At 67.3% G+C, this 23,331-nt stretch carries 19 protein-coding genes; 6 read left to right on the forward strand and 13 right to left on the reverse strand.

The window, feature by feature from the left end; translation table 11 throughout:
- Positions 1–312 precede the first annotated feature (312 nt).
- Entirely contained in the window at positions 313–918 is a 606-nt protein-coding gene (locus AC4OR5_RS14595; protein ID WP_003091706.1) for an ATP-dependent Clp protease proteolytic subunit, read from the forward strand.
- Between the two features lie 344 nt (positions 919–1,262).
- Here AC4OR5_RS14595 and AC4OR5_RS14600 read toward each other — a convergent pair whose 3' ends face one another.
- The 3 genes from AC4OR5_RS14600 to AC4OR5_RS14610 are packed head-to-tail and all read right to left on the reverse strand — an operon-like array spanning position 1,263 to position 4,810.
- The gene (locus AC4OR5_RS14600; RefSeq protein ID WP_003091705.1) at positions 1,263–2,150 is read right to left on the reverse strand and encodes a metal-dependent hydrolase; all 888 of its coding nucleotides are present in this window, start codon (positions 2,148–2,150) and stop codon (positions 1,263–1,265) included.
- Positions 2,151–2,159: 9 nt separating this feature from the next.
- The gene (locus AC4OR5_RS14605) at positions 2,160–3,938 is read right to left on the reverse strand and encodes an SDR family oxidoreductase (protein ID WP_003130325.1); all 1,779 of its coding nucleotides are present in this window, start codon (positions 3,936–3,938) and stop codon (positions 2,160–2,162) included.
- Positions 3,935–4,810: a M24 family metallopeptidase gene (locus AC4OR5_RS14610; RefSeq protein WP_003091703.1), complete on the reverse strand. Its 876-nt coding sequence runs from the start codon at positions 4,808–4,810 to the stop codon at positions 3,935–3,937. Before AC4OR5_RS14610 ends, AC4OR5_RS14605 begins: the two co-directional genes overlap by 4 nt.
- 311 nt (positions 4,811–5,121) lie before the next feature.
- Here AC4OR5_RS14610 and AC4OR5_RS14615 point away from each other — a divergent pair, with 311 nt between their 5' ends.
- Positions 5,122–5,934 carry a MerR family transcriptional regulator gene (locus AC4OR5_RS14615; protein ID WP_009313699.1) on the forward strand — a complete coding sequence of 271 codons (813 nt, stop codon included), beginning with the start codon at positions 5,122–5,124 and terminating at the stop codon, positions 5,932–5,934.
- Positions 5,935–5,941: 7 nt separating this feature from the next.
- Here the strand turns inward: AC4OR5_RS14615 and AC4OR5_RS14620 are convergent, their stop codons facing one another.
- A complete protein-coding gene (locus tag AC4OR5_RS14620; RefSeq protein WP_003110953.1) occupies positions 5,942–6,856 on the reverse strand; it encodes a LysR substrate-binding domain-containing protein in 915 nt (304 codons plus the stop codon).
- Between the two features lie 88 nt (positions 6,857–6,944).
- Between AC4OR5_RS14620 and AC4OR5_RS14625 the strand changes: the two genes are divergently transcribed.
- The gene (locus AC4OR5_RS14625; RefSeq protein ID WP_003091697.1) at positions 6,945–7,400 is read left to right on the forward strand and encodes a DMT family transporter; all 456 of its coding nucleotides are present in this window, start codon (positions 6,945–6,947) and stop codon (positions 7,398–7,400) included.
- A gap of 230 nt (positions 7,401–7,630) precedes the next feature.
- Positions 7,631–9,709 carry a phosphocholine-specific phospholipase C gene (locus AC4OR5_RS14630; RefSeq protein ID WP_122379225.1) on the forward strand — a complete coding sequence of 693 codons (2,079 nt, stop codon included), beginning with the start codon at positions 7,631–7,633 and terminating at the stop codon, positions 9,707–9,709.
- A gap of 57 nt (positions 9,710–9,766) precedes the next feature.
- Here AC4OR5_RS14630 and AC4OR5_RS14635 read toward each other — a convergent pair whose 3' ends face one another.
- The 6 genes from AC4OR5_RS14635 to AC4OR5_RS14660 form a co-directional block, all read right to left on the reverse strand.
- Positions 9,767–10,267 (reverse strand): hypothetical protein, encoded by a 501-nt coding sequence (locus AC4OR5_RS14635; RefSeq protein WP_003091690.1) that lies wholly within the window; start codon positions 10,265–10,267, stop codon positions 9,767–9,769.
- Between the two features lie 65 nt (positions 10,268–10,332).
- Positions 10,333–11,061 carry a hypothetical protein gene (locus AC4OR5_RS14640; protein WP_043104538.1) on the reverse strand — a complete coding sequence of 243 codons (729 nt, stop codon included), beginning with the start codon at positions 11,059–11,061 and terminating at the stop codon, positions 10,333–10,335.
- Between the two features lie 106 nt (positions 11,062–11,167).
- Entirely contained in the window at positions 11,168–11,938 is a 771-nt protein-coding gene (phnE, locus tag AC4OR5_RS14645; RefSeq protein WP_003091685.1) for a phosphonate ABC transporter, permease protein PhnE, read from the reverse strand.
- Positions 11,935–12,768 carry a PhnE/PtxC family ABC transporter permease gene (locus AC4OR5_RS14650; protein ID WP_003130335.1) on the reverse strand — a complete coding sequence of 278 codons (834 nt, stop codon included), beginning with the start codon at positions 12,766–12,768 and terminating at the stop codon, positions 11,935–11,937. The genes phnE and AC4OR5_RS14650 overlap by 4 nt, the downstream gene beginning before the upstream one ends.
- Positions 12,762–13,565 carry a phosphonate ABC transporter ATP-binding protein gene (locus tag AC4OR5_RS14655; RefSeq protein ID WP_003138286.1) on the reverse strand — a complete coding sequence of 268 codons (804 nt, stop codon included), beginning with the start codon at positions 13,563–13,565 and terminating at the stop codon, positions 12,762–12,764. The genes AC4OR5_RS14650 and AC4OR5_RS14655 overlap by 7 nt, the downstream gene beginning before the upstream one ends.
- Complete coding sequence (locus AC4OR5_RS14660; RefSeq protein WP_003111582.1) at positions 13,562–14,419, reverse strand: putative selenate ABC transporter substrate-binding protein; 858 nt, start codon at positions 14,417–14,419, stop codon at positions 13,562–13,564. The genes AC4OR5_RS14655 and AC4OR5_RS14660 overlap by 4 nt, the downstream gene beginning before the upstream one ends.
- Positions 14,420–14,567: 148 nt before the next feature.
- On the opposite strand from AC4OR5_RS14660, the gene AC4OR5_RS14665 reads away from it, so the two are divergent.
- Complete coding sequence (locus AC4OR5_RS14665) at positions 14,568–15,458, forward strand: NAD(P)-dependent oxidoreductase (protein ID WP_003113156.1); 891 nt, start codon at positions 14,568–14,570, stop codon at positions 15,456–15,458.
- Positions 15,459–15,461: 3 nt separating this feature from the next.
- Here AC4OR5_RS14665 and AC4OR5_RS14670 read toward each other — a convergent pair whose 3' ends face one another.
- Complete coding sequence (locus AC4OR5_RS14670) at positions 15,462–17,642, reverse strand: putative bifunctional diguanylate cyclase/phosphodiesterase (protein ID WP_058160043.1); 2,181 nt, start codon at positions 17,640–17,642, stop codon at positions 15,462–15,464.
- A gap of 331 nt (positions 17,643–17,973) precedes the next feature.
- Here AC4OR5_RS14670 and AC4OR5_RS14675 point away from each other — a divergent pair, with 331 nt between their 5' ends.
- The gene (locus tag AC4OR5_RS14675; protein ID WP_023099362.1) at positions 17,974–19,629 is read left to right on the forward strand and encodes a phosphoethanolamine transferase; all 1,656 of its coding nucleotides are present in this window, start codon (positions 17,974–17,976) and stop codon (positions 19,627–19,629) included.
- A gap of 69 nt (positions 19,630–19,698) precedes the next feature.
- Here AC4OR5_RS14675 and AC4OR5_RS14680 read toward each other — a convergent pair whose 3' ends face one another.
- Both AC4OR5_RS14680 and rapA read right to left on the reverse strand, forming a co-directional pair.
- Complete coding sequence (locus AC4OR5_RS14680) at positions 19,699–20,154, reverse strand: universal stress protein (RefSeq protein WP_003091672.1); 456 nt, start codon at positions 20,152–20,154, stop codon at positions 19,699–19,701.
- Positions 20,155–20,431: 277 nt separating this feature from the next.
- Complete coding sequence (gene rapA, locus AC4OR5_RS14685; protein ID WP_371320337.1) at positions 20,432–23,284, reverse strand: RNA polymerase-associated protein RapA; 2,853 nt, start codon at positions 23,282–23,284, stop codon at positions 20,432–20,434.
- Positions 23,285–23,331 lie beyond the last annotated feature (47 nt).

Genomic DNA, 23,331 nt, shown 5'->3' on the forward strand with positions numbered 1-23,331 from the left:
AGAAATAGCTGTTAATTCTTGCAGGGTAATCGCGTTGTTAACTGTTAATTCTGGTAGGTATTTACGAGGCAACTTACAAATCTGTTAGGTTCCGGGAAACGTGCGTCGCGGCCCTGCATGGCTATGCTTCACGAGATTACCTTCGCCGGTCTTTTCGAAGTTGAAGCAAGCCTTTCGAAAGTGTCTGGCTGATGCATAATGGGCCGCTCGGAAGAGGCGCATTAAACGGATATATATCCGCGCCCTGGCGAACAACGAACGCATGCCCTGAAAGGTTTGCCGGATGGATTACCAACAGTTCCAGGAGGTTGCATGAAAACCGATGACAAGGACCGCGAAGGTGGCGACTCCCACGGCGCCATCGGCGCCAAGCTGATGGAGTACGCGCTCAAGGTCAGGAAGGTGTTCGTCACCGGCGGGGTCGACGAGAAGATGGCCAAGGACGTCGTCCAGCAGCTGCACATCCTCGCCTCGATCAGCGACGATCCGATCTACATGTTCGTCAATTCCCCGGGTGGCCACGTCGAGTCCGGCGACATGATCTTCGACGCGATCCGCTTCATCACACCGAAGGTCATCATGATCGGTTCCGGCAGCGTAGCCAGCGCCGGCGCGCTGATCTACGCCGCGGCGGACAAGGAAAACCGCTATTCGCTGCCCAATACCCGCTTCCTTCTGCACCAGCCGTCGGGCGGCATCCAGGGGCCGGCGAGCAACATCGAGATCTACCGCCGCGAGATCGTGCGGATGAAGGAACGCCTCGACCGGATCTTCGCCGAAGCCACCGGGCAGACGCCGGAGAAGATCAGCGCCGACACCGAGCGCGACTTCTGGCTGAACGCGGAAGAAGCCGTGCAGTACGGCCTGGTCAACAAGATCATCGTTTCGGAACGGGAGATCACGCTGCCTGGCCAGTGAGTCACCGCAGGTCGGACAAATACGAAGGCGGGCGCGAAGAGCGTATTTCTCGATTCTCTTCTCGCTCGCTTTTCTTTCTTTAATTTCCGATCGATAGGGTAACTTTTCTTACTTTTATTTTGCTTGTCTTCAAAATGCCATCAGAAGAATGGCTGGCTTTTTGCAAAGTCTCGCCTCACGCGCCCGTTATTTTCAATCATTCTATCGAGCACCATTTTTCAGGCTTACGGAAATTACCTTCCGTCTGCCGGCCTTGTTTGACGTCGACCTGACGTAAGCAATGGGCAAGCGCCGCGAAAGTTCCAACTTTCGCGGCGCTTGCCGGTATTTCCAGTGAATTGTTTTCAGGCGTTCGCCGCGCGCCGGGCCGCCGGCGAGTTGGCCAGGTATTCCAGGGCTTCCTGGGTATTCGCCTCGTGCTCGGGGTGGTACCAGGGATTGAAGTAGCGGGCGACGTCGCGGAAGGTGTGCGCGAGGTTCGGCAGCAGGCCCTGCTTGCCGAGCCGCCACCAGGTTCGTAGGAATCCCTGGCGCTTGGCGCCGCGCAGGCTCGGGTCCTGGTCGAGGAGGGTGCGGGTGCCGTCGGCGAGCAGGTAGACCAGTATCGCGATGACCAACAGCATGGTCAGTTGCCGGGTGACGAAGCTGCCGCCCAGGTGCACGTGCAGGTCGTGGGCGACGCTGCGGTGCTCGACTTCCTCGGCGCCGTGCCAGCGCAGCAGGTCGAGCATCACCGGGTCGCTGCCGCGGCGATCCAGCTCCCGGGCCTCCAGCACCCACTTGCCGAGCACGCAGGTGAAATGCTCCACCGCGGCGATGATCGCGCAGCGCTGGCGCAGCCACCAGCCGTCGAGGGCGCGGGTCAGGCGGTTCTGCCCCAGCGGGTAGTCGCAGAGCAGGCGTTCGAAAAGGAAATCCATCTTGTCGGTGAACGGCTTGGAGTCGATGTCGAACCTGCTCAGGTAGCGCTGGATCGCGCCGTCGTGGGCCCGCGAATGCATCGCTTCCTGGCGGATGAAACCCTGCACGTCGTCGCGCAGGCGGGCGTCGCTAACCAACGGCAGGGCCTTGTTGTAGAGGCGGCAGAACCACAGTTCGCCGGAAGGCAGGAGCATGTGCAGGACGTTCATCACCTGGGACGCTTCCGCTTCGCCGGGAACCCAGTGCAGGGGGGTATCGCTGAAGTCGAAGCGGACCTTGCGCTGGACCAGCTTGTGGTGGAATTCGCTCATGGCAGGCTCTCAGGAAGTCAGGTCGAAGCGCGCGAGAAACCGCGTGGCCCAGGGCGCGAAGCGCCATTGCAGGGCGCCGAGGTGCACCTCGCTGCCCACCGAGACCACCGCCTTGTTGCGCTCCACGGCGCGCACCAGCTTTTCCCCGACGGTGTCCGGGCTGAGCCGGCGTCGCTTGTAGAAGCGCTGGATCTTCGCCTGGCGCCGCGCCTGGCGTTCGGCGTCCATGCCGACGAAGCGGGTGGCCTGGACGATGCCGGTATCGACGAAGCCTGGGCACACCGCGGTGACTCCGATCGAACGTCCGGCCAGTTCCGCCCGCAGGCATTCGCTGAGCATCAGTACCGCGGCCTTGCTGGTGGCGTAGGCGGGGTAGTTGCGCGACGGCGCGAAGGCCACGCCGGAGGCGACATTGACCAGGTGCCCCGGCTTGTTCGCCGCGACCATCTGCCGGCCGAACAGGCGGCAGCCATCGATCACGCTCCACAGGTTGACCCGCAGCAGGCGCTCCCATTCCGCAGGCGAGGTGTCGAGCATCGGTCCGGCCATGCCGATGCCGGCATTGCTGACCACCACATCCGGGACTCCGAGGGTGTCGCGGACCCACTCGGCGAAGCGCTCCATGGCCTGGGTATCGCCGACGTCGACCTGGTAGGCATGGGCCGTGGCGCCAAGGGCGCGGGCCAGTTCGGCGCTGCGTTCGGCGGCTTCCAGGTCGAGATCGGCGGCGAGCAGGCTGGCGCCGCGCTCGGCGAAGCTGAGCAGGGTCGAACGGCCGATGCCGCCGCCGGCGCCGGTGACCACCACCAGCTTGCCGCTCATCGAGCGCGCGTCGGGGCGGACCTGTGCGCGTTGCAGGGCCGGCGGCGACTCGCCGGTTTCCTGGGCGTCGATGAACTCGCCAAGCCAGCCGGCCAGTTGCTCCGGCTCGGCCAGTAGTTGCCAATGGCCGACGCTCGCCTCGCGCCGCCACAGGCGTGGCGCCCACAGGCTGAGGTGCTGGAACAGCTGGGCGCCGACGTAACGGTCGCGGGTCGGTACGATCAGTTGCACCGGCACTTCGGTGTGGCGCTTGCGCGGACGGAACAGGCTGCGGATGAAGTTGCCGCGGTACAGCTTGACCCCGTGCCGGCCGTCGCTGGCCTGGGTCGGGTTGACCTGTGGATGGCGGACGCCTTCGGCGCGCTTCAGGAACTGCGGCCAGAGCCGGGCCAGGCCGACGCTCCAGAGCAGCTCGGGTACGACGGGGGTATGGAAGAAGGCGATGTACCAGGAGTGGAGCAACTGGCCGAATACCGCTTTCAGGGCCTTCGGACTGCGCTGCCTGAGGTGTTCGCGCATCCAGAAGCCGACATGGTCCAGGCAGGGCCCGGAGATCGAGGTATAGGACGCGATCAGCGGGCGGCACTGCGGATCGGTGACGCTTTCCCAGGTCTGGATCGAGCCCCAGTCATGGGCCAGCAGGTGCACCGGGCGATCCGGGCTGGTGGCGCGAATCACCGCCTGCAGGTCTTCGCTGAGCCGTTGCAGGTGGTAGTCGCGGCTCCAGCGTGGCTTGTCCGAAGCGCCGGCGCCACGCACGTCGTAGGCGACGATGCGGTAGCGCCCAGCCAGTTGGCGGATCAGCGGCAGCCAGGTCTCGTGGTTGTCCGGGTAGCCATGCACCATCAGCAGCGTCGGCTTGTCGTTGTCCGGCGCGCCCCAGCAATGAACCGCCAGGCGCACGTCGCCGGACTGCACGAACAGCCGTTCCGGCTGCAGGTCGGGGAGGGCGAGGAGCGCGTTCATGCGGCCTCCCGTGCTTGCGGCAGCAGGCCGCGCGCCTGCCAGCGGCGGACGTGCGGCAGGTCGTCGTCGAGCCAGTAGGCGTCGTCTTCGGTGACTACCAGCAGTTCCTCGAACTTGGCGCCCACCCCGCGTAGCCCCAGGTGCGGTTCCACCGCCCAGAGACCGGGCGTCGGCGGGTGCTCGGAGCGCTTGCCGCTGGACCACAGCGGCGACCAGCCTTCGCGCTTGCCGGTGACCAGCGCGTTGCGCGTCAGGGTGTACAGGTTGCGCACGCCGAAGCGCGCCACCGAGGGACCGCGGCGGTTGCCGAGCTTTTCCACGCGATGGGCGAGCACTTCGAAGGGATAGGCCTTGTGCCGTGGCAGGGTGCCCTGGATCACGCAGAGCCGGTCGACCGCCTGGCTGACTTCGGCCAGGGGGCGCCGTTCGCGGACCAGGTCGAGGATGGTGCGTCGGTGTATCAGCAGGTCGTCCATCAGCCGCTCCTGCAACAGGTTGTGGCCGAGCGCGCCGGAGTAGCCGACATCGGCGGTATAGGCGCCGAGGGTCGGCGCGCAGTCGAGGATGAACGGCATGCCTTCCTCCAGGCGCTGCTTGCCGGGGTAGAAGGCCAGGTTGAAGCCACCGAGATGACGCAGGCCGTCGAAGCCCTTGAACGAGGTGCGGCTGCCGAACCAGGCGAAGGGCTGGTGGAACCAGTCGTCGACACCGTGATCCTGCAGCCAGGTCTTCATCAGCGCCGCGGCTTCCCTCTCGCTGATGCCGGCGCGCAGTTCGCCGTGGATGGTTTCGCAGCAGGTATAGGCCAGTCGCTGGACCTGGCGGAAGTGATCGAGATCGTCGGGAGTGGGTACCCAGGCGCCTTGGGACATGGCTCTCTCCAGGCTGGCTTGTCGTTATTGTGACATTGATCGATGGCATGGTTGATGCTGGCCCATAAGCAGGCGTTGCGCCAGCCCTGGGAAGTCTCTTCACGCCGGTGTTACGGCACTTGCTACCGGCGCCGGAAGGCCCGGGGCAGAAGGCTCGGGACGTTTCCCCCGGGTTTTGGCGGCGGTGTCGGAGAAGCGGCTGACCGACGAGTCCAGTCTTTGGTTGGCGCCCGCGCATCCGGACGCCGGCAAAGAGCGTTGCGCCCCCGGAGGTTGTGGCCGTTCGGCGGGCCTCGTTATGATCCGCCTCCATGAGCACACCCTTGACCCTCCTGCAGCGCCTGCTGCAACGTGGCGAGCAGCCGTCCGCTGAGGATGCCCGCGAATACAGTGTCGACGAACTGGCGCGCGCGGCCGGCAGCAGCGTGCGCAACGTGCGTGCCTACCAGGACCGCGGCCTGCTGCCGCCGCCGGAGCGGCGCGGCCGGGTCGGCGTGTATTTCGACAGCCATCTCAAGCGCCTGCGGCTGATCAACCAGTTGCTCGAGCGCGGCTATTCCAGCGCCAACATCAAGGAATTGCTGGAGGCCTGGGAACAGGGCCGCGACCTCGACCACGTGCTCGGCCTGGACCAGGCGATCATCGGCGAGTGGAACCTGGAGACGCCCGGCAGCATCGGCTTCGACGAACTCCAGGCGATCTTCGGCGACGAACTGAACGACCGGGTGATCGACAAGGCCCAGGCGCTGGGCCTGCTGCTGTTCGACGGCGAGTGCATGAAGATCCCCAGTCCGCGGCTGTTCCAGGCCGGGCTGGAGCTGTACCGCAGCGGCATCCCGCTGGAGGCGCTGCTCGATCACCTCGGCGAGTTGCGTAGCGACACCGAGCACCTGGCGGCGGGGATCGTCCGCCTGATCGTCACCCACCTGGTGGACGGCCGCGGCACCGACCTGCTGCCCGGGGCGCCGGACCTGCAGGAGTTGGCCAAGGTGTTCCTGCGCCTGCGCCCGCTGGCGGAACACGTGGTCCAGGTGGAACTGGCGCGCGGCCTCAAGCTGTCGGCCAACGAAATGCTCGGCGAGCGTGTCGGCGAGATGCTGCGCAAGCTGGAAAAGCCTTCCTGACTCTTCTTCAGATCTTCCGCGCCGCCGCCTGGATCTGTTCCCGCAGCCAGGCGCCGGCCGCTTCGCGCTCGGCGTCGCCGCGCCAGATCTGCACGTAGTCGAAGCGCGGGATCGCCAGCGGCGGCTCGCAGACCGCCAGTTCCTCGGGTAGCCGCAGGCGTTCGAGGATGCGCTCGGCGATGGTCAGTACCAGGTCGGTGCCGGCCAGCAGCGCCGGGGCCACGGTGAAGTGCGGCAGGGTCAGCGCTACCTGCCGGCGCAGGCCGCGCTTTTCCAGGGCGCTGTCGACTTCCTCGGCCGGGTTGTCCTGTAGCGAGACGCGCACGTGGCGGGCCGCCAGGTAGCGGTCGAGGGACAGGCCGTCGGGGCGGTCGAACAGGCTGCGCCGACAGACGCAGACGAAACGCTCCTCGAACAGGCGCCTGGCGCGCACGCCCTCCGGAAGCAGGGGGAATACCCCCAGCGCGCAGTCCAGTTGTCCTTCGGCGACCTGCCGGGCGGTTTCCAGGCGCGGTTCCTGGACTATCCCGAAGCTCACCCCGGGCGCCAGCGCCTGTTGCTGGCGCAGCAGCGCCGGCAGCACCACCCAGGCGCCGTAGTCGGACATGCCCAGGCGGAAGTGGCGCCGGCTGCGCTCCGGCTCGAAGGCTGGCCCGCCGATCACCCCGCGCACCTGGTCGAGGCTGGCCTGGAGCTTCGGCGCCAGCTCCAGCGCCAGGCTGGTCAACTGCATGCGGCTTTTCACCCGCACCAGCAGCGGATCGCCGAACAGTTCGCGGAGACGCCCGAGGGCGTGGCTGACCGCCGGCTGCGACATGGCCAGGCGCTGCGCCGCGCGGGACACGTGGCGCTCGCTGAGGAGCGCGTCGAGCACCACCAGCAGGTTGAGGTCGATACGGCGTAGGTCATGAATCTGCTGCATGGAGGATGTACCAACTATCGATTTCCATTCGCGAAGTGGATAGCAAAAACTCCGCTCCAGAGGCAATGGCCGGAGGAGGAGAATCAGCATGCCCAATTATCTGATGGTACTGATGGCAGTTTCGGTGGGCGGCATGGTGGTGCTGCAGGCCGGCAGCAACGCCTTGCTCGGGCGCCTGCTCGGCCATCCGCTGAGCGCCAGCCTGACTTCGCTGGGCGTCAGCCTCGGGGTGGTCAGCCTGGGCCTGCTGCTGGTGCGGGTGCCGCTGCCGGCTACCGCCAGCCTCGGCGGCGCGCCCTGGTGGAGCTGGCTCGGCGGGCTGTTCGGCGCGGCCTACCTGACGGTGGCGATCCTGGTCGCGCCGCGCCTGGGCGCCGCCACTTTCATCGCGTGCGTGGTGGCCGGGCAGATGCTGGTCTCGGCGCTCTGCGACCAGTTCGGCTGGGCCGGTTTCCCGGTGCGCCGTTTGTCCTGGGAGGGCTATCTCGGCCTGGCGCTGGTGGTGGCGGGGGTATTGCTCCTGCAATGGCGGGGAAGAGCGTGAGGAGAGTGCCGGCGAAGGCTGTCAAGTGGAATCTGGCCTAGACCAAAATCTTGATCTGAAATTGTGACGAAGTTGGCATGAATAGTTGTTGCAAAGCGTGTTGAAACCAAAGCGTCTTTTTCCCTCACTAGCGTCGTCGGGGTTCGAACAGCTTGCTGCCGAGTGAGCCTGCGGGCGTCATGGATGCGCTCGGCAGCCCTGTGCCACACCCTGACCTGGTGAGTCCCCCGATGATTTCGAAAAGCAGAAGAAGCTTCATCCGCCTGGCCGCCGGTACGGTCGGCGCCACCGTCGCCACCAGCATGCTGCCGTCGAGCATCCAGGCGGCCCTGGCGATTCCCGCGCACCGCCGGCATGGCAACCTCAAGGACGTCGAGCACGTGGTGATCCTGATGCAGGAGAACCGCTCCTTCGACCACTATTTCGGCACCCTCAAGGGCGTCCGCGGCTTCGGCGACCGCATGGCGATCCCGCTGCCCGACGGCCAGCGGGTCTGGCACCAGAAGGGCAGCAAGGGCGAGATCCTGCCCTACCACTTCGACACCAGCACCACCAGCGCCCAGCGCGTCGACGGTACCCCGCACACCTGGCCGGACGCCCAGCAGGCCTGGAACGAAGGGCGCATGGACAAGTGGCTGCCGGCCAAGACCGAGCGTTCCCTGGGCTACTACAAGGAGCAGGACATCGCCTTCCAGTTCGCGATGGCCAACGCCTTCACCATCTGCGACGCCTATCACTGCTCGTTTCAGGGCGGCACCAACCCCAACCGGCTGTTCCTCTGGACCGGCACCAACGACCCGCTCGGCCAGCATGGCGGCCCGGTAACCACCAACGACCACGACAGCAACGGCCCGGTGGAGCAGGGCTACACCTGGACCACCTATCCCGAGCGCCTGCAGGCCGCCGGCATCACCTGGCGGGTCTACCAGGACATGGCCGACAACTTCTCCGACAACCCGCTGATCGGCTTCCGCCAGTACCGCGCCGCGGCGCCTGACTCGCCGCTGATCGTCAACGGCCTGAGCACCTGGAAGCTCGATGCGCTGAAGCGCGACGTGCTGGCCAACAGCCTGCCGCAGGTGTCCTGGATCGTCGCCCCGGCCAAGTACTCCGAACACCCCGGCCCGTCCAGCCCGATCTGGGGGGCCGAGTACACTTCCTGGGTACTCGACGCGCTGACCGCCAACCCGGAGGTCTGGAGCAAGACCGCGCTGCTGGTGATGTTCGACGAGAACGACGGCTTCTTCGACCACATCGCCCCGCCGGCCGCGCCGAGCCTGAACAAGGACGGCACGCTGCGCGGCAAGACCACCGCCGACGCCACCCTCGAATGGCACACCAAGGGCGATATCCGTTATCGCAACCAGCCCTACGGCCTCGGCCCGCGGGTGCCGATGTACGTGATCTCGTCGTGGAGCAAGGGCGGCTGGGTCAACTCCCAGGTGTTCGACCACACCTCGGTGATCCGCTTCCTGGAGCAGCGCTTCGGGGTCATGGAGCCGAATATCAGTCCCTGGCGTCGTGCCGTCTGCGGCGACCTGACCTCGGCGTTCAACTTCGCCAACCCGAACAACGAGCCGTTCCCCGAACTGCCCGACACCAGCCAGGCCGACGCCATCGTCGCCAGCCAGATCAAGCTGCCGAAGCCGAAGCCGCCGGCGGTGGCCGCCATGCCCAAGCAGGAAATGGGCATCCGTCCGGCCCGCGCCTTGCCCTACGAGTTGGGCGTGCATGCGCGCTACCGCAGCGGCGGAGACGCGCTGAGCCTGACCTTCGCCAACACCGGCAAGGCCGGCGCGGTGTTCCAGGTGTTCGACCTGCTCGACAGCGAGAACCCGCCGAAACGCTACACCGTTGGCGCGCGCAAGCGCCTGCACGACAGCTTCCAGGGCGACGCCAGCGGCGACTACCACCTGGAAGTGCACGGTCCGAACGGTTTCCTCCGGGTCTTCCGCGGCAACCTGCGGCGCGATCTGGCGGAGCGCAAGGCGCCGCTGCCGGAAGTGCGGATCGACTACGAGCCGCTGTTCGGCAACCTGCGCGTGCAACTGATCAACCGTGGCCGCCATCCGGTCAAGCTGACGGTCAAGGACAACGTCTATCGCCAGGGCGAGCGGCGTACCGTCAACGTGCCGCCGGGACAGCGTCGGGAAGTCCGCTATTCGCTGCGCAGCAGCGGCAACTGGTACGACTTCAGCGTCAGCACGCAGGGATCGGACAGCTTCCTGCGGCGTTTCAGCGGTCGCATGGAAGATGGTCGCTCCGGCTTCAGCGACCCGGGCATGGGCCTGGGCACGCTGACCTTCTGACCCGGACGGCCGCGCCGGCTCCCTGCAATGGGGCGGCCGGCGCGGACGGCCTGCGCCCTAGTCGAGGGGAACCGGGTAGAGGGTATTGAGGATCCACTTGCCGTCTTTCAGGACGAAACCGTACGAAATCTCCTTGGCCATGTACGTATCCCAGCGCGTGCAGACGCCCTGGCCGTCGGCCTGCTTGCAGGAGTAGGCATCGATCTTGCCCATGTGCAGCTTCTCCAGGGAAACCACCTGGAACTTGCTGTTGCCGCTGCAGGCCACCGGATTGTCGATGTATCCGTACTGGCGCCAGGCCGCGTCGTAGTTGCCTCTCGACTTGAACAGGGTCTTGTCTTTCTGCGACGAGCCGGACGGCGGCGTCATCCCGTAGATGTGCTGGGTCACGTGGCCGCCCATCGAGGTATTGCGCGTGGCGTCGGCGCTTTGCTGCACGCTGGTGATGTCGCGGCAGGCGGCGGCGTTGGCCGAGGAGGCCAGCAGCAGAAGGGCGGAGAAACCCAGGCCGGCGACGCACTGGCGTGCGTCGGGGCGGGGCAGTGAAAAGCGGTTCATCGGCGGCTCCTGTGAGATGGATTGCTTATGAAGGAACGCCGCCGCGCAGTTTTCGTGAAGATGCCTCAGTCGCGATAGCGTGGTGGCGGCGCGTAACCGCCGCCGTTCCGGGCGTCGGCGGGAAATGCCTGCGGTCCGTCGGCCGGCGCCTCGCGACCGCTGGCCGGAGCGTCCAGCTCGAACAGGGCCACGCCGATCACGCCGAGGTTGCGGCTGTCGCCGGCCGCGCTGTTGCTGGCGTAGGCATCGTCGGGACTGGCGAAGCGGAATGCCGCGACTTCCCGTTCGCTCTTGCGGAAGCCCTCGATCACCAGGTTCTCGCCCGGTTCCAGCACATAGCCGCGGTTCTTCAGGCTGCCCGGCTGGCCGTTGAGCACGTCCAGGCCGTCTACCGTGGCGACCACCTCGTAGGTCGCGCTGCCGAGGTTGTTCAGCCACAGTCGGTAGCGCTGGCCTTCTCGGCCCTGGAGTTGCAGGGTGCTGCGGTGCTGCACCAGGTCGAACTTGCCGCCATCCTCGTCGAGTACGGCGAAGCCCACCCGGCCCTTGGCCAGGGGCAGTTCCTTGAGCGCCCGGCCGTCGAAGCGCCGCGCGCTGTAGAACACCTGGCGGCGATCGACCGGTTGCTCCGATAGACGTCGCAGGGCCACCGAGGTGACCGGCGAGGCGACGCCTTCGCCCCATTGGGTGCCGAGCCGCTGCTCGGTCGGCGCGCCGGCCTGCTGTTGGGGCAGGCTGCAGCCGCCGAGGGCCAGCAGGCCCAGCAGCAGCGCGGATAGCAGTGGTGTACGCATGATTTTCCTCTCCCTGGATGAGCGGAGGCGCAAGCCGCCTCCCCGATGTCTCTGACCGTCGATGATGGCCGATCTTCGACGGGATTCGGAAATTTCCTAAGGGAGGTTATTGACTGACCCAGCGCTGCCGGGCCCAGGCGCTCAGGCTGTCGACCCCGAGCACCAGGACCAGCATGGCCAGGATCACCGTGGCGGCCTGGGCCTGCTGGAACAGGCTGAGGCTGAAATAGAGCATCTGCCCGAGCCCGCCGGCGCCGACGAAACCGAGCACGCTGGCCATGCGGATATTGTTCTCCCAGCGGTACAGGGTATAGGCCACCAGTTGCGGCCAGACCCCCGGCAGGGTGCCATAGGCGAATGCCGCGAGGCGTCCACTGCCGGCCAGGCGCAAGGCCTCGGCGGGCTGCGCCGGGGTGTTCTCCAGGGCTTCGGCGAACAGCCGGCCGAGCACGCCGCCGGTGTGCAGCGCCAGGGCGAGGGTCCCGGCGTTCGGCCCGAGCCCGGCCGCCAGCACCATCAGCGCACCCCAGACCAGCTCCGGCACCGCGCGCAGCGCATTGAGCAGGAGTCGCGCCAGGCTCTGCGCCGGCACGCCGAAGCGACCTGCCGCCGGCAGCGCGAAGAGCAGGCCGAGCAGCGCCGCCAGCAGGGTGCCGATGGCCGACATGGCCAGGGTTTCCAGCAGCCCTCGGCCAATCGCCCGCAGGTGCGGGGCGGACAGGTCGGGCGGGAAGAACTCGCTGGCGTAGGCCGCCATCTGGCCCAGTCCCTTGCCGCTGAAAAGACCTGCGGTGTCCATGTCCAGGTAGGCGAACGAGGCGCCCACCGCGGCCACCACCAGCAGCGGCCAGAGCAGCAGGCGCCAGGTCCGGCTCATGCCAGCCTCCCGCGCAGGAAGCGGCTCAGCAGGTCGGCGAGGAGGACCAGCAGGAGGAAGGTCAGCAGGATGCTGGCAACCTCGCCGCCGGCGAACATCCGCAGCGACAGGTCGATCTGCTGGCCGAGGCCGCCGGCGCCGACGAAGCCCATCACCACCGAAGCGCGGATCGCGCACTCCCAGCGATAGACGGTGTAGGAAATCATTTCCCCGGCGGCGTTCGGCAGCACCCCGTAGGCGAACGCCGCCAGCCGCGATCCGCCGCCCAGCAGCAGGGCGCGGGTGGGGCGCGGATCCACCGACTCGAAGATTTCCGCGTAGACCTTGCCGAGCATGCCGGCATAGGTGATGGCGATGGCCAGCACCCCGGCGGTGGGCCCCAGGCCCACGGCGCGGACGAACAGCAGCGCCCAGACGATTTCCGGCACGCTGCGCAGGAGGATCAGCAGGCCGCGCACCGGCCAGCGCAGCGCCCGTGCCCACCAGGCCGGCAGGCCGCCGCGCGGCAGTGCCGAGAGTGACAGGGCGCGGGTCGCCAGCAGTGCGGCGGGAAACGCCAGGAGCCAGGCCAGGGCCATGCCGGCGGTGGCGATGGCGAGGGTTTCCAGGGTCGCGCGGCCGAGCAGGGCGAGAAACTCGGGATCGTGCGCCGGCGGCCAGAAGCCGGCGAGAAAACCGCCCATGGTGCGTGCGTTGTCGCCGCTGAACAGCCCGGGGATATCCAGTTCGCTGAGGCGCAGCCCCGGCCAGAGCAGCAGCAACGCGGCCAGGGTCAGCAGCAGGCGCGGCAGGGCGGCGGGATCGCGCGGTGGAGAAGCGGCGTTCAGCATCGTGGGATGTGCACCACGGCGGGTTCGCTGGCCGGGCTGGCGCGCTCGGCTTGCAGTTGTTCGTTGGCGTAGAGGGCGTCCAGCGCGGCGCGGTCGACTTCGCCGGCGGGCAGGTCGAAGGCGATGCGTCCGGCGCGCAGGCCGATCACCCGGGGGAAGTGTTGCAACGCCAGGTCCACCGCGTGCAGGCTGGCCAGCAGGGTGCTGCCGCGCGCGGCGGCCTCGCGGTTGAGCAGGGCCAGGGTATGGCCGGCGAGCACCGGGTCCATGGCCGAGACCGGTTCGTCGGCGAGGATCAGCTCGGCGCGCTGGTAGAGCACCCGGGCGATGCCGACCCGCTGCAACTGGCCGCCGGAAAGCTGGTCGCAGCGCTGGAACAGCTTGTCGCCGAGATCCAGGCGTTGCAGCGCGTCGTGGGCGCCGGCGCGGTCCAGCGGATAGACCAGGCTGGCCAGGCTCTTCCACAGCGGCCACTGGCCGAGGCGTCCGGCCAGTACCGCGCTGACCACCCGCTGCCGTGGCGGCAGCGGCGGCGCCTGGTGGACCAGGCCGATGCGCGCGCGCAGGCGTTGGCGGGCGGCGGCGGATAGCGCCCAGGGCTCCTCGCCGAGCAGTTCGACACGGCCGGCGCTGGGCCGCCATTGGCTGGCGAGCACCCGCAGCAGGCTGGTCTTGCCGGCGCCGGAAGGTCCGATCAGGGCCACCCGTTCGCCGGCGGCCAGGCGCAGGCGGATGTCGGCGAGGGCGCGTTGGCCGTCGGCGTGGACCAGGTCCACGCCGTCGAGGCTCAGGCTCACTTCAGCAGGCCGGCGGCGCGTGCGGACTCCTCGATGCCCTTGTAGTTGTCCGGATTGGTCTCGATGAAGCGGCTGGCGGCCTGCAGGTCGAGGATCTCCTTGTCGGCCGGTTTCGCCGGGTCGAGGGCGAGGAAGGCCTGCTTGATCTTCTCGGCCAGGGCCGGGTCGAGGTTGCCGCGCACGGTCCAGTTGTAGTCGTAGTAGGTCGGCGTGGTGGCGAAGACCTTGACCTTGGCGGTATCGACCTTGCCGCTGTCCACCAGCTTCTGCCAGACCGAGGCGTTCAGCACGCCGGCGTCGACCTTGCCGGCCTGGACCCAGGCCGCGGTGGCGTCGTGGGCGCCGGAGTAGGCGACGCGGGAGAAGAACTGCTCGGGGACGATGCCGTCCTTCTGCATGAAGTAGCGCGGCATCAGGCTGCCCGAGGTGGAGGAGACCGAGCCGAAGGCGAAGGTCTTGCCCTTCAGGTCCTGCAGGGATTTCACCTGGGGATCGGCCGTGATGAATTTGCTGGTGAACTGCTGGTCTTGCTCGCGCTGCACCAGGGGGATGGCGTTGCCGGTCTTCAGCCGCGCCTGGACGAAGGTGAAGCCACCCAGCCAGGCCATGTCCAGGCGGTCGGCGGCCAGCGCCTCGACCACCCCGGCGTAGTCGGCCACCGGGACGAACTTCACCGGCATGCCGAGTTGCTTCTCCAGATAGGCGCCGAGCGGCTTGAATTTGCGCAGCAGTTCGGTGGGCGCTTCGTCGGGGATCGCCGAGACCTTGAGTTCTTTCAGGGCTTCGGCGTGGGCGAGCGCGGCGGACAGGGACAGGGCGATGCCGGCGGCGAGCGCCAGGGAGCGTTTCAACATGGGAGAGTTCTCCGGTTCAATGGCGGAAAAAACCCGGGGAGTATAGTGGTGCGCGGCCCGCTTGGGCAGCCGTCGCGGCGTTGCTCGCCGGCGCCTCGCGGGTAATATGGCGCTCCCCGTGCCCATTCGCTGCGTATTGGAGTCCGCCATGTCCGCTTCCCTGCCTTCCCTTGCCTTCGCCGGTCTCGGCCTGATGGGCGTGCCCATGTGCCGCCGGCTGCTGGCCGCCGGCTATCCGCTGGCGGTGTGGAACCGTTCGCCGGGCAAACGCGAGTTGCTCGCGGCCGAGGGCGCGAAAGCCGTCGAGGTCCCGGCCGAACTGGCCGCCGACGCGGAAATCCTGATGCTTTGCCTGGCCGATACCGCGGCGGTGCGCGAAGTGGTGTTCGGCGCCGGCGGCATCGTCGAGAACGCCAGGCCCGGGCAGTTGCTGGTGGATTTCTCCAGCGCCGAGCCGGCCGCCACCCGCGAGATGGCCGCCGAGCTGGAGGCGCGCTGCGGCGTGCGCTGGGTCGACGCGCCGGTCTCCGGCGGCACGCCGGGCGCGGAAAGCGGCAGCCTGGCGATCATGGCCGGCGGACGCGCAGCGGATATCGAACGCCTGCGGCCGGTCCTCTCCCGGCTCGGCCAGCGCCTGACGCGCATGGGCGAGGTGGGCGCCGGGCAGGTGACCAAGGTCTGCAACCAGATGATCGTTGCCTGCAACGCCCTGGTGATCGCCGAAGTGGTGGCGCTGGCGGAGCGGGCCGGGGTCGACGCCAGCCTGGTCGCTCCGGCGCTGGCGGGCGGCTTCGCCGACTCGAAGCCGTTGCAGATCCTCGCCCCGCAAATGGCCGAGAGCCGTTACGAGCCGGTCAAGTGGCACGTACGGACCCTGCTCAAGGATCTCGATACCGCGGTGAAGCTGTCCCGCGAGCAAGGCGCGGCCACCCCGATGAGCGGGTTGGCCGCGCAGTTGATGCGTCTGCACGGCAGCCAGGGCTATCTCGAACGCGATCCGGCGACCCTGGTGGAGCAATACCGGACCGCCGTCGAGTGAGCCTCAGGCCTGGTTCAGGCTGCGCAGCGGCGGCGCGGCGTCGAAGCGGTAGGCGCGGAGGAACTCTTCCAGGGCCGCCAGCGGCAGCGGCCGGCTGAACAGGTAGCCCTGCACCAGCTCGCAATGGTTCTCCCGCAGGAACGCCAGTTGCTGCGGGGTCTCCACGCCCTCGGCGACGACTTTCAGATGGAGCTTCTGGGCCATCGCGATGATCGCCTGGGCGATTTCCATGTCCCGCTGCGAGGCGGGGATGTCCATGATGAACGAGCGATCCACCTTCAGCGCGTCCAGCGGCAGGCGCCGCAGGTAGGCGAGCGACGAATAGCCGGTGCCGAAGTCGTCGATCGACAGGCTGACGCCCAGCTCGCGGAGGCGTTCGAGCAGCGGGATGGTCTGGTCGATGTTGTACATCAGCGCGTCCTCGGTCACCTCCAGTTCGAGGAAGCACGCCGCCAGCCCGGCCTGCTCCAGCGCATGACGGACTTCGTCGACCAGGCTGGCCCGGCCGAGATTGCTGGCGCAGCAGTTGACCGCCACCCGCAGCCGTTCGTGGCCGGCCAGGTGCAGGCTGCGCAGGTCGCGGCAGGCGCGTCGCAGCACCCAGTCGTCGAGCTGGTCGATCATGCCGTTGGCTTCGGCCAGGCCGATGAAGCGGTCCGGACCGAGCAGGCCCTGGGTCGGATGGCGCCAGCGCACCAATGCCTCCAACTGGTGTACCTCGCCGTCGGCGAGGGCGAGGATCGGCTGGTAGTGCAGCTCCAGTTGGTCGTCGCGCAGGGCCTGGCGCAGTTCCTCCTCCATCTGCAGTTCCTGGGTCGCCCGCACCAGCAGTTGCCGGCTGAAGAACTGCGCGTTGTTGCGCCCGCAGGCCTTGGACTGGTGCAGGGCCAGGCCGGCGTTCTTCAGCAGCTCCTCGCACTGCTCGCCGTCGTTCGGGTAGAGGCTGACGCCGACGCTGGCGGTCATCACCAGGGTGCGCCCGTCCAGGGCGATGGGTTCCTTCATCTTCTGCATCAGGCGTTGCGAGAGGATGTGCGCCTCGTGGTCCTGGGTGAGGTCGGCGAGCACGCAGAATTCGTCGCCGGCGAAGCGCGCCACCACGTCGCTATCGCGCAACACGCTGCGGATGCGTTCGGAGACGATCTTCAGCAGCTCGTCGCCGGAGTCGTGGCCGAGGGAATCGTTGATCCGCTTGAAGTGATCGAGGTCGAGGAACATCACCGCCAGGCCCTTGCCTCTCAGGCGACAGTTCTCCAGGTGCTGGACGAACACTTCGTTGAATGCCGTGCGGTTCTGCAGGCCGGTCAGGCTGTCGTAGCGAGCCATCTGGCGCAGCGAGGCGTGGGCGTGGTCGAGCTGGTTGAGCAGGGCGTTGACCCGGCTGTTTTCGCTGAGCCGGAGCTCCCGTTGTTTCTCCGACCATGCGGCCCAGATGCCGCAGGCGGCGATGGCGCTGGCGAGCACTCCGGTGAGCCAGCCCAGGCGCAGCGAGTCGGCGCTGGCTTGCAGTTCCAGCGGCGTGCCGGCGGGTACGCTGAGCACCAGCGCGGCCATCCCGGTGAAATGCATGGCGGCGATGGCGCCGGCCAGCAGCAGGCTGGCGATCAGTTTCATGTAGCGGTAGCGCGCGCTGCGCCGGCCGCGCAGGTAGGGGACCGCGGCGAGGGCGGTGAAGGCGGCGCCGATGGCGATCAGTATCGAAAGGGCGAACAGCGATGGCTGGTAGTACTGGGTGGCCACCGAGCGCATCGCCGCCATCCCGGTGTAGTGCATGGCGGCGATGCCCAGGCCGATGCAGCAGGCGGCGAGCAGGCAGGGCAGCAGGCCGAAGCGCGGGCGGGCGGTCATGTACATCGCCAGGTACGAGGCGGCGACGGCGATCAGCAGCGACAGGCCGGTGATCGGCAGGTCGTAGCGCAGGGCGATCGGCGCGTGGAACGCGAGCATGGCGACGAAATGCGTGGCCCAGATGCCGCTGCCCAGGCAGAACGCCCCGACCCATTGCCAGCGGCGCGGGTGGCTCAGGCTGTTGCCGACCCGCTCGACCATGTCCAGCGCCGTGTACCCGGCGAGGCAGGCGACGAGGAAGGCGAGCGCCACCAGCGACGGAGAATAGGTGCAGTTCTGCAGCACGTAGCCGTCGACGGGAGACTCTCCGAGGAAGCGCAGGCCTTGCCAATCCATAGCGGTGTCTCCCTGGACACGGAAAACCCGCGGACGGCGCGGGCGCGGGCTGGGGATGGGGGTGGCATTGTGCTTCCAGTATAGATAGCGGGAGCCACCTGCAAGGTCGGCATGGAAGGAAGTCGCTGGCCGCCGACATACGGCCGGTTTCGGCATCTTCCCGGGGAGAAAAGGCATAGCTGAGCTTGTTCCGGCTCCATCGCCACGGGCATGATCGCTGCGCCCGCGAGGGCTCGCGAGGCTTCACGAAATTTTGACCAGGCGCCCGATAGAGTTCGGGCGCCCCGCCACGGGGGTGGCGGCGGTCCGTTACGTTTCAGGAGTTGCTTCAATGGGTGGGGGTATCAAGCGTTTCTTGCCGGCTATCGGTTCGACCCGGCTGGTGATGCTGTTCGCGCTGGTTCTGGTGGTGTTCTACAACGCGGCGACCTGGAAGGCCCTGCATGGCCTGGTACCGCTGCAAGGCTTGAAGGGCTTCGCGTTCTTCGCTTCGTTCGCGGCGTTCCTGTGGGCCGCCTTCACGCTCCTGCTGACCCTGGTTTCCTTCCGCCCGCTGCTCAAGCCGGCCTTGACCCTGGTCGCCCTGTGCTCGGCCGGCGCGACCTACTTCATGGGCAGCTACGGCATCAGCATCGACACGGTGATGGTGCAGAACGTCTTCGAGACCAACGCCACCGAGGCCGGCGACCTGGTCAACCCGACCCTGCTCGGCTACCTGCTGCTGCTCGGTGTCTTGCCTTCGCTGCTGATCTGGCTCTGGCCGGTACGCTACCGGCCGTTCTTCCGCGGCCTGCTGAACAAGATCCTGACGCTGCTCGGCTGCCTGCTGATCGTCGCGGTAATGGTAGGCAGCTTCTATTCCACCTACGCGCCGATCTTCCGCGAGGAAGACAAGCTGACCCACTTCATCAACCCGACCAACTACATCTACGCGGTGGGCAAGTACGCCAAGCAGCGCCTGGTGATCAAGGAGCACCTGGTGGTCGAGCCGATCGGCCTGGACGCCCGCCAGGCGCCGGCTGCGCTGCAGCGACAGAAGAAATCGCTGCTGGTGTTCGTGGTCGGCGAGACCGCCCGTGCCGACCATTTCTCGCTGAACGGCTACGCCCGCGAGACCAACCCGGAGCTGAGCAAGCAGGACATCGTCAACTTCACCCAGGTCCATTCCTGCGGCACTTCCACCGCGGTCTCGGTGCCCTGTATGTTCTCCCAGTACCCGCGCGAGGACTACAGCGACAAGAAGGCCAAGACCCACGAAGGCCTGCTGGACATTCTCCAGCGTGCCGGCGTGCAGGTGTTGTGGCTGGAGAACAACAGCGACTGCAAGGGCACCTGCCTGCGGGTGCCCAACCGGGACATCCCGAAGACCCAGCCGAGTCCGTTCTGCGACGGCAAGAACTGCCTGGACGAGTCGCTGCTGGTAGGCCTGCAGGAGTACATCGACGGGTTGCAGGACGACGCCATCATCGTCCTGCACTCCGATGGCAGCCACGGTCCCGAGTACTACGAGCGCTACCCGAAGGAGATGGAGCGCTTCCAGCCGGTATGCCGGACCAACCAGCTCGGCAGTTGCAGCAAGGAAGAGCTGGTGAACGTCTACGACAACACCATCCTCTATACCGACCACTTCCTGACGAAGGTGATCGAATTGCTCAAGCGGAATGCCGACAAGCGCGATACGGCGATGATCTACGTGTCCGACCACGGCGAGTCGCTGGGCGAGAATGGCGTCTACCTGCACGCGGCGCCCTATTCGATCGCGCCCCAGGCGCAGATCCACGTGCCGATGGTCATGTGGTTCGCCCCGCAGGCGCTGGGCAACTGGGGCATCCAGCGCAGTTGCCTGGACGGCAAGCGCGACGACAAGGACCTGAGCCACGACAACCTGTTCCACTCGGTGCTCGGCCTGCTGGACGTACAGACTTCGCTGTACCAGCCGGCGCTGGACATCTTCGCCAGTTGCCGCGCGCCCAGGGCAGCCCAGTGAGCGACGAGGGCTGAAAGAAAAAAGGCCGTGGAGGTTTCCCCCCCACGGCCTTTTTCGTCGGCTTTCGCCTTATTTGTCGCGGACCAGCAGGACCGGACGCGAAGCCACGCGGATCAGGCCTTCCGCCACGCTGCCGAGCATCAGGCGGCGCATGCCGCGACGACCATGGGTGCCCATGACCACCACGTCGGCATCGCTGGCCTGGGCCTCGAGTTCGATGCGCTCGGCGATTTCCTCGCTGGCGCGCTCCTGGCAGACGCGATCGAAGGTGGCGCCTTCGACGTTGCTCGCCTCGACCTTCTCGCGGGCCTTGGCCAGGACGTCATCGGCGGCTTTCAGCGCGGCTTCGCGCAGCGGCTCGGGGTTGTAGTACACCGCGTAGTCGGGAAGGTGGCGCAGCGGGCTGTCGACGATGGTGATGACGCGCAGCTTGCCGCCGCTGAGGCCGGCCAGCTTGATGGCCTCTTCCAGGGCGCGGTCGGAGACCGGGCTGCCGTCCACGGCTACCAGAATGCGATCGTACATAAGGTGTCCCTCCAGAGTGAGTGTCCGCCCGCCGGGCGTTCTTGAAACTTCAAGGACACTGTAGACCCTCGCGGCCGGCGGACCTTTGCCGGAGGTCAATAAGTCGCAGGGCGACCGTCGCGATTCCGCTGCGACGCCTGGCTCGCGGCCCGGCGGGGGCCGGGGAACGGGGCGAACGGTCGCCGCGCGGCCATCCGCCGTTGCGGCCTTCGCTGGAAATGAAAGAAGCCATGGGGGAGGCCCATGGCTTCTCGTTTCGCGCAGCCGTTGCCGGGCGTCAGCCGGCGACCAGGATGCGGATCGCCTCGAGGCGCAGGGAGGCCTTGTCGAGCAGGGCCAGGCCTTCCTCGCGCTGGGTGCGCAGGCTGTCCAGCTCGCTGTCGCGGACGCTCGGGTTGACCGCCTTGAGCGCGGTCAGGCGCGCCAGTTCCTCGTCCATGGCGGCGGCGAACTGCTGCTTGGCCCTGGCCACGCGTTCCTCGTGGCGTGGGACGATCTTGCCCTCGGCCACGTCGAACTGCTTGGCCAGCACATCGCGCTGGGCCTGGACGAACTTGTTGGCGCTGACCCGTGGCACGCTTTCCAGTTGGTCGTTGAGGGTTTCCAGGGACACCCGGCCGGCCAGGTCGTTGCCGTTGGCGTCGAGCAGGCAGCGCAGGGCCTGCGGCGGCAGCCAGCGGCCGAGCTGGAGGGCGCGCGGTGCCACGGCCTCGCTGACGAACAGGAGTTCGAGCAGCACGGTGCCAGGCTTCAGCGCCTTGTTCTTGATCAGCGCCACCGAGGTGTTGCCCATCGAGCCGGACAGCACCAGGTCCATGCCGCCCTGAACCATCGGATGTTCCCAGGTGAGGAACTGCATGTCCTCGCGGGCCAGCGCCTGGGCACGGTCGTAGGTGATGGTCACGCCTTCGTCGTCGCCGAGGGGGAAGCCGGCGTCGAGCATCTTCTCGCTCGGCTTGAGGATCAGGGCATTTTCCGAATGGTCTTCGCTGTGGATGCCGTAGGCGTCGAACAGGCGCTCCATGTAGATCGGCAGGGCGAAGTCGTCGTCCTGCTCCTCGATGGCCTCCACCAGCGCCTCGCCTTCGCCGGCGCCGCCGGAGTTCAGCTCCAGCAGGCGGTCGCGACCGCTGTGCAGTTCCGCTTCGAGGGCTTCGCGACGGGCGCGGCCTTCGGCGAGCAGCGTGTCCCAGGCCTTGTCCTCGCCGCCGTCGAGCAGCGGCAGCAGGCGTGGGCCGAACTCGTGTTGCAGGGCGTTGCCGGTGGGACAGGTATTGAGGAAGGCGTTCAGCGCCTGGTGGTACCACTGGAACAGGCGCTGCTGGGCGCTGTTCTCCAGGTGCGGTACGTGCAGCTGGATGGTGTGTCGCTGGCCGATCCGGTCGAGGCGGCCGATGCGCTGCTCGAGCAGGTCCGGGTGGGCCGGCAGGTCGAACAGCACCAGGTGGTGGGAGAACTGGAAGTTGCGGCCTTCGCTGCCGATTTCCGAGCAGATCAGCACCTGGGCGCCGAACTCTTCGTCGGCGAAGTAGGCGGCGGCGCGGTCGCGCTCGAGAATGCTCATGCCTTCGTGGAAGACCGTGGCGGAGATGCCCGAACGCAGGCGCAGGGCGTCTTCCAGGTCGAGGGCGGTCTCGGCGTGGGCACAGATGACCAGGACCTTGAACTGCTTGAGCATCTTCAGGGTATCGATCAGCCACTCGACGCGCGGGTCGAAGCGCCACCAGCGGTTGTTGTCGTCGCCGTCTTCCCACTGCTGCTGGAAATTCACTTCCGGATACAGGTCCGGGTGTTCGCCGGCCGGCAGTTCCTGATACTGGCTCGGCATCGGCAACGGATAGGCGTGCAGCTCGCGCTGGGGGAAGCCCTGCACGGCGGCGCGGGTGTTGCGGAACAGCACGCGGCCGGTGCCGTGGCGGTCGAGCAGTTCGCGGACCAGGCGCGAGCGGGCGTCTTCATCGCCGCCCTCGACGCTGGCCAGCAGCTCGTCGCCCTCGCTGCCGAGGAAGCCGTGGATGGCCTTGCGCGCGCCGGCGGAAAGATTGCCGTGGTCGAGCAGTTCCTGCACCGCTTCGGCGACCGGGCGATATTGCTCGCTCTCCCGGCGGAACGCTTCGAGGTCGTGGAAGCGGTTCGGATCGAGCAGGCGCAGTCGCGCGAAGTGGCTGTCCTGGCCGAGTTGCTCCGGGGTCGCGGTGAGCAACAGGACGCCTGGAATGATCTCCGCCAGTTGCTCGACCAGCGCGTATTCGGCGCTGACCTGGTCCTGGTGCCAGACCAGGTGGTGGGCTTCGTCGACCACCAGCAGGTCCCAGCCGGCGGCGAACAGGGCGTCCTGGGCGCGTTCGTCTTCCTTCAGCCACTCCAGGGCGACCAGGGCCAACTGGGTGTCCTCGAAGGGATTGCTGGCATCGCTTTCGGCGAAGCGCTCCTTGTCGAACAGGGCCACCTGCAGGTTGAAGCGCCGGCGCATCTCCACCAGCCACTGGTGCTGGAGGTTTTCCGGAACCAGGATCAGCACCCGCCCGGCGCGGCCGGAGAGCAACTGGCGATGGATGATCAGGCCGGCCTCGATGGTCTTGCCCAGGCCCACTTCGTCGGCCAGCAGGACGCGCGGCGCCATGCGGTCGGCGACTTCGCGGGCGATGTGCAACTGGTGGGCGATCGGCTGGGCGCGGGCGCCGCCGAGGCCCCAGAGCGAGGACTGGAGCAGTTGGCTGCGGCGTTCGAGAGTGTGGTAGCGCAGGGAGAACCAGGGCAGGGGATCGATCTGTCCGGCGAACAGACGGTCGCTGGCGAGGCGGAACTGGATGAAGTTGGAGAGCTGGGTTTCCGGCAGGGTGCGCTGCTCGTTCTGCGCGGTGAGGCCGTGGTACACCAATAGGCCTTCGCTTTCCTCGACCTCGCGGACGGTCATCTTCCAGCCTTCGAAGTGCGTCACTTCATCGCCGGGGGCGAAGCGCACGCGGGTCAGCGGCGCATTGCGCAAGGCGTATTGGCGGGTATCGCCGGTCGCCGGATAGAGCACGGTGAGCAGGCGGCCATCCTGGGCCAGGATGGTCCCCAGGCCCAATTCCGCTTCACTGTCGCTGATCCAGCGTTGCCCCGGTTGATACTGCGCCATGTCCACCTCCCAAAAAAGCCGGGTATGGTACCGCAACGCGTGGCGTTGAGCGA

It is taken from the genome of Pseudomonas sp. YA1 (genome assembly GCF_058680555.1).

Coding starts and splice junctions, on each gene's coding strand:
- AC4OR5_RS14595 (WP_003091706.1), top strand. CDS start 313: ATGAAAACCGATGACAAGGACCGCGAAGGTGGCGACTCCCACGGCGCC.
- AC4OR5_RS14600 (WP_003091705.1), bottom strand. CDS start 2,150: ATGAGCGAATTCCACCACAAGCTGGTCCAGCGCAAGGTCCGCTTCGAC.
- AC4OR5_RS14605 (WP_003130325.1), bottom strand. CDS start 3,938: ATGAACGCGCTCCTCGCCCTCCCCGACCTGCAGCCGGAACGGCTGTTC.
- AC4OR5_RS14610 (WP_003091703.1), bottom strand. CDS start 4,810: ATGTCCCAAGGCGCCTGGGTACCCACTCCCGACGATCTCGATCACTTC.
- AC4OR5_RS14615 (WP_009313699.1), top strand. CDS start 5,122: ATGAGCACACCCTTGACCCTCCTGCAGCGCCTGCTGCAACGTGGCGAG.
- AC4OR5_RS14620 (WP_003110953.1), bottom strand. CDS start 6,856: ATGCAGCAGATTCATGACCTACGCCGTATCGACCTCAACCTGCTGGTG.
- AC4OR5_RS14625 (WP_003091697.1), top strand. CDS start 6,945: ATGCCCAATTATCTGATGGTACTGATGGCAGTTTCGGTGGGCGGCATG.
- AC4OR5_RS14630 (WP_122379225.1), top strand. CDS start 7,631: ATGATTTCGAAAAGCAGAAGAAGCTTCATCCGCCTGGCCGCCGGTACG.
- AC4OR5_RS14635 (WP_003091690.1), bottom strand. CDS start 10,267: ATGAACCGCTTTTCACTGCCCCGCCCCGACGCACGCCAGTGCGTCGCC.
- AC4OR5_RS14640 (WP_043104538.1), bottom strand. CDS start 11,061: ATGCGTACACCACTGCTATCCGCGCTGCTGCTGGGCCTGCTGGCCCTC.
- phnE (WP_003091685.1), bottom strand. CDS start 11,938: ATGAGCCGGACCTGGCGCCTGCTGCTCTGGCCGCTGCTGGTGGTGGCC.
- AC4OR5_RS14650 (WP_003130335.1), bottom strand. CDS start 12,768: ATGCTGAACGCCGCTTCTCCACCGCGCGATCCCGCCGCCCTGCCGCGC.
- AC4OR5_RS14660 (WP_003111582.1), bottom strand. CDS start 14,419: ATGTTGAAACGCTCCCTGGCGCTCGCCGCCGGCATCGCCCTGTCCCTG.
- AC4OR5_RS14665 (WP_003113156.1), top strand. CDS start 14,568: ATGTCCGCTTCCCTGCCTTCCCTTGCCTTCGCCGGTCTCGGCCTGATG.
- AC4OR5_RS14670 (WP_058160043.1), bottom strand. CDS start 17,642: ATGGATTGGCAAGGCCTGCGCTTCCTCGGAGAGTCTCCCGTCGACGGC.
- AC4OR5_RS14675 (WP_023099362.1), top strand. CDS start 17,974: ATGGGTGGGGGTATCAAGCGTTTCTTGCCGGCTATCGGTTCGACCCGG.
- AC4OR5_RS14680 (WP_003091672.1), bottom strand. CDS start 20,154: ATGTACGATCGCATTCTGGTAGCCGTGGACGGCAGCCCGGTCTCCGAC.